Consider the following 11,138-nt stretch of genomic DNA (forward strand, 5'->3'; position numbering starts at 1 on the left):
ATTCCCCGCGGCATTCTCGCACAGCCGGCAACATCTCGTTACCCAGCATCGGCGCGGCCCGCACGGCTAGTGGGCGACCGCATCGAAGACCACGCGCACCCGCAGGCCGCGCCGGGACGCGCCTGTGTCGAGTTGCAGTTGCGTGCGGTGCACGCGCGCGATGCCGTCGGCGATGGCCAGGCCCAGGCCGTGCCCGCTGCCGCTGGTGCCGGGCACACGGTAGAAGCGCTGCAACACGCGCTCGCGCTCGGCCGGCGCGATGCCCGGGCCGTCGTCCTCCACCTCGATCCAGGCCGCTGCGGCCCCCCCGCCCTGGCCACAGCGCAGGGTGACACTGCCCTGCGCCGGCGTGTACTTGATGGCGTTGTCCACCAGGTTGATCAGCAGCTCGCGCAGCAGCCAGGTGTGGCCTCGCACCTGGGCGGGGGCGGCTTCGAGGCCGAGGTCGATGCGGCGGGCGCTGGCGGCGTCCAGGAAATGGGCGAGCACGGTTTCGCAGAGTTCGGCGAGGTCCACCGTCTCCAGGGCCGCATGGTCGTCGCGCAGCGCGTCGGCGCGCGACAGGGCCAGCAACTGGTTGGCGAGCTGGGTGGTGTTGCGCGTGGCGTCGCGCAGGCGCAGCACCTGCTCGGCGCGCAGGCTGAGCAGGTCGCCCGCGCCCATGCTGCGCGCTGCCTGGGCCCAGGCCTCCACCTGGGCCTGCAGGCCGGCCAGGGGCGTGCGCAACTGGTGCGCGGCATCGGCCACGAAGCGCCGTTGCGTGTCGCTCTGTTCATTGACGCGCGCGAACAGGCGGTTGAGCGCGTCCACCAGCGGGCGCACCTCGGCCGGGGTCTGGCGTTCGTCGATGGGGCTCAGGTCGCGCGGCGAACGGCGCTCCACCGCCTGCTTCAGGTCCATTAGCGGGCGCAGCGCGCGCGTGACGCCCCAGCCCAGCACGCCGGCCGCCACCGCGAAGAGCGCGAGGTTGGGCAGCAGCACGCGCAGCAGCACGTTGCGCAGCCAGTGCTGGCGCGCGTCGCTGCCGTCGGCCAGCATCAGGATGAGTTCGCCCGCCTCCGTGGCCGCGCGCTGCGCCACCACACGGTGCGTGACGCCGCCTTCGACCACGCTCACGAACTCGGGCGCTTCGGTGGAGGGCAGCAGCACGGGCAGCCACTCGGCGCCGAACAGGCGCTCACCCTGGGCATCGAAGACGCCCACGGCGGTGTGGCCATCGCGGTCGGCCAGGAACTCCTGGATCGGCGGGGCCATGAGCAGGGTGAGGCTGGGCGCTTCGCGGGCGAGGTCGCCGGCCACCGAAGGCGCGTCACGCGGCACCAGCACCGAATCGGCCAGCATGGGCACCAGGCGCAGCAGGCGCTGGTCCTGTTGCAGCGCGGCGGTACCCGCGGTCTGGTAGTGGAAGGCCACCGTGACCGCACCGATCACGGCGATGGTGGCCAGCAGCATCACCAGCAGGCGCCGTCGCAGGCCACCGATCATGTCGCGCGGGGCGCCCGGTTCAGGCGGCGTCGGCGCGGCCGGCGGCATCGGTGCCTTCCAGGCGGTAGCCGAATCCGCGGATGGCGCGCACGGCGATGCCTGCGGGCTCGAGCTTGGCCCGCAGCCGCGACACGTAGACCTCGATTGCGTTGGGTGTGATCTCCTTGTCCCAGCCGGTGAGCGCGGCCAGCAGCTTGTCCTTGGCCACGGGTTTGGGGGTTTGCATCAGCATGTACTCGAGCACAGTCCACTCGCGCGGACCCACCTCCATCGGCTGGCCCGCGAGCGTGACGCGCCGGTGGGCCGTGTCCATCTCCAGCGCGCCGAAGCTCAGCACGGCGGAGGTGGCGGCCTGCGAGCGGCGCAGCAGCGCGCGCAGGCGCGCGAGCAGCTCGGGCAGTTCATAGGGCTTGACCATGTAGTCGTCGGCGCCGAGGTCCAGGCCCTGCACACGGTCGTGCAGCGCGTCGCGCGCGGTGAGGATCAGCACCGGCAGCGCGAGGCCGAGCGCGCGGATGTGGCGCGTGAGCGCCAGGCCATCGCCGCCGGGCAGGCCGATGTCGAGGATGGCGGCGTCGAAGGCCTCGCGCTCGAGCACCTGCTCGGCGCGCTCGGCGCTGCCCACCCAGTCGACGGTGTAACCGGCGTCGGTGAGGCCCAGCTTGATGCCACTGGCGACCATGACGTCGTCTTCGACGAGGAGCAGGCGCATGGTGTCAATGCGGTGGTTTCGCCGCCACGCAGTGGTGGAGCGTGGGGGCCTTCACCCTTTGATCATGGTGCCGAAGGGCTCATTGCCCAGCACCTCGAGCAGCAACGCGTGCGGCACGCGTCCATCGATGATGTGCACCGCGTTCACACCGCTCTTCGCGGCGTCCAGCGCCCCGGCGATCTTGGGGATCATGCCGCCGGAGATGGTGCCGTCGCGCACCAGCTCGTCGATGCGCTGGGGCGTGAGCTCGGTGAGCAGCTCGCCGCTCTTGTCGAGCACGCCACGGATGTTGGTGAGCATCAACAACTTCTCGGCCTGCAGCACGGTGGCCAGCCGGGCGGCCACCACGTCGGCGTTGATGTTGTAGCTCTCGTTCTGCTCGCCATAGCCGATGGGGCTGACCACGGGGATGAACTGGTCGTCCTGCAGGGCCTTCACCACGGCGGGGTCGATGCCCACGATGTCGCCGACCTGGCCCACGTCGTGCTCGCGCGCCGGGTCGGCCTGGTCGGCCAGGCGCAGCTTGCGCGCGCGGATCATGGCGCCGTCGCGGCCCGTGAGGCCCACGGCCTTGCCGCCGGCCTGGTTGATGAGGCCCACGATGTCCTGCTGCACCTCGCCGGCCAGCACCCACTCGACGACCTCCATGGTCTCGGCGTCGGTGACGCGCATGCCCTGGATGAACTCGCCCTTCTTGCCCAGGCGCTTGAGCAGGGTCTCGATCTGCGGGCCGCCGCCGTGCACCACCACGGGATTGATGCCCACCAGCTTGAGCAGCACCACGTCTTCGGCGAAGTCCTGTTGCAGGGCCGGGTCGGTCATGGCGTTGCCGCCGTATTTGATGACCATGGTCTTGCCGTGGTACTGCCGGATGTAGGGCAGCGCCTGGGCGAGGATCTCCGCGCGGTCGCGCGGGGCAACGGTGGTGATGTCGGGGGCGGTGGACATGCGCGGGCTTCTTCCGTGAGGCACAAAAACCCCGGATTCTAGAGACGCGCCGGCACCGCCCGATGGCGCCTCAGAAGTGAATCCCTCGCATCATCTGCTGCATGGCGATCGCTTCGGGGGACAACTGCGACTTCGCGCCTTTTTCCCCTTTCGCCGCCGCCGAGTCCGGAAACATGCGAAAGCTCGTGTTCATCACGATCTGAGCGATGCGCGGCGCGAGCGCGTGCATCACCTGTCCCGTCAAGCCCAGACGCGTGGCGATGCGCACCGGCTTGTCGATGCAGGCCTGCGCGATCATGTCGGCGGCCTCTTCGGGCGCCAGCGTGGGCACGTTGTTGTAGATCTTGGTGGGCGCGATCATGGGCGTGCGCACCAGGGGCATGTTGATCGTGGTGAAGGTAATGCCCTGGTCGGCGAACTCGCTGCTGGCGCAGCGCGTCCAGGCGTCCAGCGCGGCCTTGCTGGCCACGTAGGCACTGAAGCGCGGCGCGTTGGTGAGCACGCCGATGGAGCTGATGTTGACCACGTGCCCGCGGCGGCGCTGCACCATGCCCGGCAGCAGGCCCATGGTCACGCGCAGGCAGCCGAAGTAGTTGAGCTGCATCGTGCGCTCGAAGTCGTGGAAGCGGTCGTAGCTGCCTTCGATGGCGCGGCGGATGGAACGGCCCGCGTTGTTGATGAGGAAGTCCACGCCGCCGTGGTTGCGCACCAGCAGTTGCGTAAAGCGGTCGCAGTCGGCCATGTCGGCGATGTCGGCCGGGTAGGCGATGAACTCGTAGCCCTTGGCCTTGGCTTCCTTGCAGGCCTCGTCGAGCTTGTCCTGGTCACGGCCGCAGATGATGGTGGTGGCGCCCGCCTCGGCGAAGGTGTGCGCCGCCGCCAGCCCGATGCCGGAGCTACCGCCCGTGACCAGGACCACCTTTCCCGCGACGGTCCCCCTCAGGCTGCGGTCTCGGTGCAGGTCGGGGTCGAGGTGGCGCTCCCAGTAGTCCCACAGGCGCCAGGCGTAGTCCTTCAGGTTCGGGCATTCCACGCCGCTGCCCTTGAGCGCTGCCAGCGTGGCGCGGCAGTCGAAGCGCGTGGGGTAGTTGACGAAGGTGAGCATGTCCTCGGGCAGGCCCAGGTCCTTCATCACCGCGTCGCGCACGCGGCGCACCGGGGCCAGCGCCATCAGGCCCTTCTTCACGCTCTTGGGAATGAAGCCCAGCAACGCCGCGTTGACGAACAGGTTCATCTTGGGCGCGTGCGCGGCCTTGCTGAAGATGTCGAGCACGTCGCCCACGCGGTAGCCCACCGGGTCCACCAGGTGGAAGCACTCGCCGCCCTTGCGTTCGCCGTGGGCGATGTGGTCGAGCGCGCTGACCACGAAGTCCACCGGCACGATGTTGATGCGTCCGCCCTCCAGGCCGATGCTGGGCATCCACGGCGGCAGGATCTGGCGCATGCGCTGGATGAGCTTGAAGAAGTAGTACGGCCCGTCGATCTTGTCCATCTCGCCGCTCTGGCTGTCGCCCACCACCATGGCGGGGCGGTACACGGTCCAGGGCAGCTTGCTCTCGGCGCGCACGAGCTTCTCGCTCTCGTGCTTGGTCATGAAATACGGGTGGTCGATGTTCTCGGCCTCCTCGAACATGTCTTCGCGGAACACGCCTTCGTACAGGCCAGCGGCGGCGATGGAGGAGACGTGGTGGAAGTGGCCCGCGCCGATCGCCTTGGCCAGCTCTAGCGTGTGGCGCGTGCCGTCGATGTTGACGGCCACCTGGCTCTCTTCGTCGGCGCCCAGGTCGTACACCGCGGCCAGGTGGAAGAAGTGGTCGACCTGGCCTTTCAGGGCCTTGATGTCGTCGGCCGAGACGCCGAGCTTCTTCTCGGTGAGGTCGCCGAACACCGGCACCGCGCGCGTGGGCCCCACGCCCCAGTACTCGCGCAGCCCGGCCACCTTGGCCTCGCTCTCGCGGCGGATGAGGAAGTGCACCACCGCCCCCTTGCGCTGCAGCAGCTTGCGGACGAGGCGCTTGCCGATGAAGCCGGTGGCTCCGGTGACGAAGTACTGCATGGGGGCTCCTGTGTGTGGTGGTTCGCGTGCCGCGAAGGGGCATCGTTCGCGATTCTGTTGCACGCAATCGGACGGGCCATTCCGCAGAAACCCGTGGCCGGTTTTAGTCGCCGTACCCTACACAGGCCCGGCACGGGCGTCCACCATGCGCGGCAATGGCGGTGCCCCCGTGCGCCGCCAGCGCATCCGCAGCAACCACCACAGGAGCCCCGAACCATGGTCAAGAAGATCCAGAAGAAGGGCGGCAGCGCCCGCGCATCCGCCGCCAACGGCACCGGCGCTTCGCCGCTGGCGGGCGCCATCAAGGACTCGGCCCAGCAGATCTGGCTGGCCGGCCTGGGCGCATTCTCCAAGGCGCAGGAAGAAGGCGGCAAGGCCTTCGAGACCCTGGTGAAGGAAGGCATGAGCATCCAGCGCAAGACCCAGACGGCGGCAGAGGAGCGCATCAGCGAGGCCACCAGCCGCGTGAGCAGCATGGCCAACGAGATCCAGAGCAAGGCCGCCGGCCAGTGGGACAAGCTGGAGAGCCTGTTCGAGGAGCGCGTGGCCAAGGCCCTGGGCAAACTGGGCGTGCCCTCGGCGCGCGACGTGGAGGCGCTCATGGAGCGCATCGACGCGCTCAACCAGCAGGTGCTCAAACTCGGCGGCGTGGGCGTGTCGGCCGGCAAGCCCGCGCGCAAGGCTGCGGCCAAGTCCGCCCCCGCCAAGGCCGCCCCCCGCAAGGCGCCCGCCAAGCGCGCGCCGGCACGCAAGGCCGTGGCGAAGAAGGGCTCGGCCACCTGATGCGTGCTGCTGCACCGCAGCAGCACTGAGCAGGGCCGCGCCCTACACTCGGCCGAATGGCCCGCACCCGCCCACGCCCCGCCGCCAGCCCGCGCGCGCCGCGCATCGCGCTGGCGCTGGCCGGTGGCGGCCCGCTGGGTGCCATCTACGAGATTGGCGCCCTGTGCGCGCTCGACGATGCACTCGACGGCCTGGACCTCAACGCCTGCGATCACTACGTGGGCGTGTCGGCGGGCGGTTTCATTGCCGCCGCGCTGGCCAACGGCATCAGCCCGCGCGAACTGTGCGAAACCTTCATCGAAGACCGACCCCGGCTCGACGGCTTCGACCCCGCCTGGCTGATGCAGCCCGCCTGGGGCGAGTTCGCGCGACGCCTGCGAACGCTGCCTCGGCTCGCTGGCGAAGCGGCGTGGTCCTGGCTGGTGCAAGGCAAGGCATTGAGCCAGGCGGCCGAGCGACTGGGTGCCGCGCTGCCCGCCGGCGTGCTGGACAACGACATCATCCACCGCGAGATCGCCCGCCTCTTCAGCCTGCCGGGGCGCAGCAACCGCTTTGGCGACCTGCGGTCGCGCCTCACCCTGGTGGCCACCGACCTGGACTCCGGCGAGGCCGCGCCCTTCGGCCAGCCGGGCTGGGACCACGTTCCGATCTCGCTCGCCATCCAGGCCAGCGCCGCCCTGCCCGGCCTGTTCCCGCCGGTCGAGATCGATGGCCGCCATTACGTGGACGGCGCGCTGAAGAAGACGATGCACGCCTCGGTGGCGCTGGACGAAGGCGTGGACCTGCTGCTCTGCATCAACCCCCTGGTGCCCTATCACGCCACACCGGACGCGACGCACGAAGGCCGAATCCCCGCGCTGGTGGAAGGTGGCCTGCCGGTGGTCATGAGCCAGACGTTCCGGTCCATGATCCATTCGCGCCTCGTGCTGGCCTTCGAACGCTACGAGCGCACCTACCCCGACACCGACATCGTGCTGATCGAGCCCGACCAGCGCGACGCCGAGCTTTTCTTCGCCAACACCTTCAGCTACCGCCAGCGCCGCGAAATGGCCGAGCACGCCTACCAGCGCACCCGCGCCTTGCTGAAGTTGCGAGCCGGGCGATTGGAACCGCAGCTGGCGCGCCACGGCATCCGCATCAACCACGCCCTGTTGGCCGACCCGGCACAGCGCTTGATCGACACTCGCTGGCAGCCCGCCGACAGCGCCGTGGCCATGCGGCTGCACCGCGTGCTCGATGAACTGCAGCGTCGACTGCCGACCGCCGCCTAGTCACCGGTGAGAGACACCGCGCGCATGCCCAAGAAAGCCCCCCGCCGCACGGCTGAACGCATCCTGGAAACCACGCTGGAGCTGTTCAACCGCTTTGGCGAACCCAACGTCTCCACCACGCTGATCTCGGCCGAGCTGGGCATCAGCCCCGGCAACCTGTACTACCACTACCCGGCCAAGGACGAGCTCATCAACTCGCTGTTCGAGCGCTATGAGCGGTCATTGAATGAATTGCTGGGCGCGGCCGATGGCGTGCGCCATGTGGAAGACGCCTGGTTCTTCCTGCACTCGCTGTTCGAGCGCATCTGGGAATACCGCTTTCTCTACCGCGACCTGAACGACCTGCTGTCGAAAAACCGCCTGCTGGAGACGCGCTTTCAGGGACTGCTGGCGGCCAAGACACGCGCCGTGCGTGGCCTGCTGGGCGGCCTGGGACGCTCGGGTGCCATACAGATCGACAGCCGGGAAGTGGAGCCCACGGCGGACAGCATGGTGGTGCTGCTGACCTACTGGCTGAGCTTTGAATACGTGCGCGACCCGCGCCGCGCGCTGGAGCCGGACCACGCCCAGGCCGCTCTGCTGCGCGGCGCGCAGCACGTGCTGCACCAACTGGCGCCGTACCTGGAGCCGGCGCAGCGGCAACACCTCATGGCGCTGTCGTCGGCATACCAACGGTGAACGGCATCCCGAGGAAGCGCGCGGCGCTGCGAACCGCCGGTTTCATCTCGCCGATGTGCAACCATAGAAAGTAGTTCGCGGCGTCGAACGGACTGGTGAACACCGCGGGACGCAACCGGCGCCCTCGCTCGGCGTAGTAGACCACCCACACATCGCCCTCGTAGTGCATGCACCAGCCGCCCCGGGGAAATGCATCGGGCACGCCCAGCATCTTCACGTTGACGTCGACCCCCAGGCGCTCCAACTCCTCCGCCAGTTCGTCAAACGCCCAGGTCAGCGGCAACTCCCGTCGGGGCAGGGGCAGTTCGTAGTACGGGTCCCACTCGATGTTCATGATTCCTCCTGGGGTGGTTGGCCTGCACAGCAGGTCGACTTCCATTGAACACGAACACCAACGTCTTCGTGGCTGCTGACGATGGTGGGATCACATCTTGATCACAGTTCTGCCATGCAAGTGCGCGAGCAACGGCCGGACGATCCCTCGTTGATGACGACCTGGGCCTGGATCTCGTCGCTGACCTTCTCCCGGTCAAAGATTGGCGTCAGCCCGGTCTCGGCGTCGCCCGTGCGGGCGTCCTTGTGGCCCGCGATGTTCGAGATGCCCGCCCTTGTGGTGCTGCTGGCCTGGCCATCGTCGGCGCCCACGCCCGCGCCGCTGCTGCCGAGGTGGCCGCCCCCGCCCACCGTCGCGCTGCTGGACTTGGCCTTGTAACGCGCCTCGTTGTGCACGTCCTGCAGCTCCACCCCGCCTTCGCTGTGGAAGTCGTTGCGCTGCTCGTCCATGACCTCCTACGTGCTCGCGATCGCGTCAGCTCGGGCTCAAGATCACCTGTTCGGCAAGCCAGCCAAGTCCCCGCTATTCCTCAACGCCGACACGTTGCATCAAGTCTCCCAACTCTCTAGCGATGTCCGCTGCATGCTCCATCGGCGCGCCGACACGCAGTGGGAAATCACGCTTGTCCAGTGCGGCAAAGGCCTCTCGCAGGCAGGACTTCAAAATCAGAAGCTCCGAATCGCTCAGTTCGAGCGTCAGAGACCCACTACGATTTCGAGACAAGTTCATCGTCAGTGTCTTTCAGTAGGGTGTGGAACGCTGAGGCAGCGCTGATACACATCCTGCCCAGTCCTTGGGCTGAAACGCAGTACTTTCTCCGCTTGACGGGTTTCGGATCACAACAGTCCCCGTGCTTTCTTGCAGATAGATCACCCTGCCATCCTTGTAGTAGCGAACTCCAGACGGGCTGTTGACCACATTCTCAACGTGACCTGCAAACTGCTCGCGCGTCCGAATGCCTAGCCCTTTGAATTCACCTTGCTCCAGGACATGTTTTTCGAATGCCTGAGCGAAGGTGGCGCCGGCGGTGAGCAGGGCCAGGTACTGGGCGTCGTCGCTGGTGTAGTCACCCAGGAAGCGCTGGCCGGTGAGTTGGGCGATCTGCTCGCGCACGAGGCGCTGTTCGAGGAAGCCGTCGCCCAGGCGTTTCTGGAGGGTGTTGGGGTCCAGGGCCAGCAGGGCGAGCTGGGCGCCGGCGTCGGTCCACCGGCGCTGCTGGGTGAAGTTCGGATCGGTCTGGAAGAGCACGCCAGACGCCGGATCGGCAACCGGCTGGAACAGCGCGCTGCCCAGGTTCACCGAGGGCCCTGACGACACGGAGGGCGCGTCGCTGGCGTGCTGCTCGTGGCGAAGTTCGCTCACCTGCAGGGTGGTGGGGATGCGCTGGTCGACGGCGGATTCGAGCCAGCCGTACTTGGGGCTGCAGTCGAAGTTGCCCAGGAGGCAGTCCTCCCCGATGACCCCCCAGGTGTAGGCCGTGCCCGTGCGGGTGATGTCGGCCTGCACCTGCGTGGCCTGGTTGTTGGCGGTCACGCCCAGGGCGCTGAGCGTGCCGCCGGCGATGACTTCGCTGTCCTGGTTGGTGAACTGTTCGCGGATGTTCAGGCGGGCGTTGCCCCCGGCAAGGATCTGGCCGGGCTCGCTGTGCAGGGTGCTGAGCGCGGGGCGGGTCTCGGTGACGTTCTGGTAGATGTCGAAGGGCTGCAGTTCGGCGTTGATGGCGCTGCGCAGGGTGGTGAGCTTCTCGCCCAGGGCGACCCAGGGGGCGGCTTGGGCCTGCCATTGCTCAAGGGCTTCGCGGTACTGGGGCGTGTCGCCGCTGACCTCGTTGTCGGCGCTGATGGGGCGCGGCATGGGGCCGGGGGCGTCGCCTGCGGGTGGGGTGATGCCCAGGGCGGCCCAGATGGGGTCGTCTCGGGTGTAGGCGAACTGCGCCTCGGCCCAGACCTGCGTCTCGTTGTCTCCGCTGCCCACGGTGACCATGCCGGCGGCCACATACGGTTCGGGGCCGTGGTACCAGGTGGCCAGGCGCGGGTCAACGTAGACAGGGTCGGGGACGGGGCCGGCTTGGGCCAGGGCCTGGGCGCTGGCGTGGGTGAAGAGCCGGGAGCGGCCGTGGGCGCTGTACTCGTCCCACTCCCCGCCGCCGAAGATGGACCCCACGGGCTTGACGGCCATCCAGGCGACGTCGCTCGCATCGACGTCGCCCGAGGGGGTGAAGTACAGGGTGCGGGTGGTGGTGTCGCCGCCATCGCTGATGACTTCGGTCTGCAGGTGCTCGTTGGCGTTGAGGAGCACGCGCGCGCCGATGTCCAGATCGCCCAGGGCCTCGATGCGCGCGGAGCGGTTCTCGATGCGATCGGCCGACAGGGCCATGTCGCCCGCGCTCAGGATCAGGGCTCCGCGCTGGTTGACGAGGGCATCACTCGCCTGGATGGACAGATCGCTTCGCGCTGCGATGACGGCGTCTTCGGCGTTGACCACGCTGTCAGCGGCAACGGAGACCTGATCGCCGTAGAGACGACCCGTGTTGTGAACACTGCTGGCCTGGACACTCACGTCGACGCCATCGATCAGGCCCGCGTTGTTGAGGCTGGTGGCCGCCAGGCTTGTCTGGCCTCCACTGATCTGGCCGGCGTTGTTGAGCTCGCCTGGGGTGCTGAGCGAGACGGCTTGCTGGCTGCTGATCCGGGCGTCTGCGCCGTTCTCGATGCCGCTGGCTTGAACGCTCAGGTCCCCGTTGCTCTGCAGGCTGCCCTTGTTGACCAGGCGCCCGTCGGCCAGCAGCACCAGTTCAGCCTGGGCCGAGAGCACGCCCTGGTTGTTCACCCCCAGGCCCTTCTCCGTGCCGACAAGGAAGATGTGGTTGGC

General features: G+C 68.4%; 9 protein-coding genes and 1 pseudogene. 3 read left to right on the plus strand and 7 right to left on the minus strand.

What is annotated here, in order from left to right:
- Positions 1 to 66: 66 nt before the first annotated feature.
- The 4 genes from BN948_RS16410 to BN948_RS16425 form a co-directional block, all read right to left on the minus strand.
- Positions 67 to 1,533 (minus strand): ATP-binding protein, encoded by a 1,467-nt coding sequence (locus BN948_RS16410; RefSeq protein WP_009519706.1) that lies wholly within the window; start codon positions 1,531 to 1,533, stop codon positions 67 to 69.
- Positions 1,505 to 2,197 (minus strand): response regulator, encoded by a 693-nt coding sequence (locus BN948_RS16415; protein ID WP_009519705.1) that lies wholly within the window; start codon positions 2,195 to 2,197, stop codon positions 1,505 to 1,507. The genes BN948_RS16410 and BN948_RS16415 overlap by 29 nt, the downstream gene beginning before the upstream one ends.
- 51 nt (positions 2,198 to 2,248) lie before the next feature.
- Entirely contained in the window at positions 2,249 to 3,145 is an 897-nt protein-coding gene (gene argB, locus BN948_RS16420) for an acetylglutamate kinase (protein ID WP_009519703.1), read from the minus strand.
- 70 nt (positions 3,146 to 3,215) lie between these two features.
- Positions 3,216 to 5,201 (minus strand): SDR family oxidoreductase, encoded by a 1,986-nt coding sequence (locus BN948_RS16425; protein ID WP_009519702.1) that lies wholly within the window; start codon positions 5,199 to 5,201, stop codon positions 3,216 to 3,218.
- Positions 5,202 to 5,417: 216 nt separating this feature from the next.
- Here BN948_RS16425 and BN948_RS16430 point away from each other — a divergent pair, with 216 nt between their 5' ends.
- Genes BN948_RS16430 through BN948_RS16440 form a run of 3 tightly spaced genes read left to right on the plus strand, consistent with a single transcriptional unit; the run spans position 5,418 to position 7,933 of the window.
- Positions 5,418 to 5,984 carry a phasin family protein gene (locus tag BN948_RS16430; RefSeq protein WP_035622598.1) on the plus strand — a complete coding sequence of 189 codons (567 nt, stop codon included), beginning with the start codon at positions 5,418 to 5,420 and terminating at the stop codon, positions 5,982 to 5,984.
- A gap of 56 nt (positions 5,985 to 6,040) precedes the next feature.
- Positions 6,041 to 7,255 carry a patatin-like phospholipase family protein gene (locus tag BN948_RS16435; RefSeq protein ID WP_009519700.1) on the plus strand — a complete coding sequence of 405 codons (1,215 nt, stop codon included), beginning with the start codon at positions 6,041 to 6,043 and terminating at the stop codon, positions 7,253 to 7,255.
- Between the two features lie 24 nt (positions 7,256 to 7,279).
- The gene (locus tag BN948_RS16440; RefSeq protein ID WP_009519699.1) at positions 7,280 to 7,933 is read left to right on the plus strand and encodes a TetR/AcrR family transcriptional regulator; all 654 of its coding nucleotides are present in this window, start codon (positions 7,280 to 7,282) and stop codon (positions 7,931 to 7,933) included.
- Here BN948_RS16440 and BN948_RS16445 read toward each other — a convergent pair.
- The 3 genes and pseudogenes from BN948_RS16445 to BN948_RS16460 all read right to left on the minus strand — a co-directional run.
- A complete protein-coding gene (locus BN948_RS16445; RefSeq protein WP_009519698.1) occupies positions 7,902 to 8,267 on the minus strand; it encodes a hypothetical protein in 366 nt (121 codons plus the stop codon). The two genes, BN948_RS16440 and BN948_RS16445, sit on opposite strands and share 32 nt — an antisense overlap.
- Positions 8,268 to 8,368: 101 nt before the next feature.
- Positions 8,369 to 8,716 (minus strand): hypothetical protein, encoded by a 348-nt coding sequence (locus BN948_RS16450; RefSeq protein WP_009519697.1) that lies wholly within the window; start codon positions 8,714 to 8,716, stop codon positions 8,369 to 8,371.
- Positions 8,717 to 9,008: 292 nt separating this feature from the next.
- A pseudogene (locus BN948_RS16460) lies at positions 9,009 to 11,138 on the minus strand (hypothetical protein); the annotation flags it as partial.

It is taken from the genome of Hydrogenophaga intermedia (assembly GCF_000723405.1).
Classification (GTDB): Bacteria; Pseudomonadota; Gammaproteobacteria; order Burkholderiales; family Burkholderiaceae_C; genus Hydrogenophaga; species Hydrogenophaga intermedia.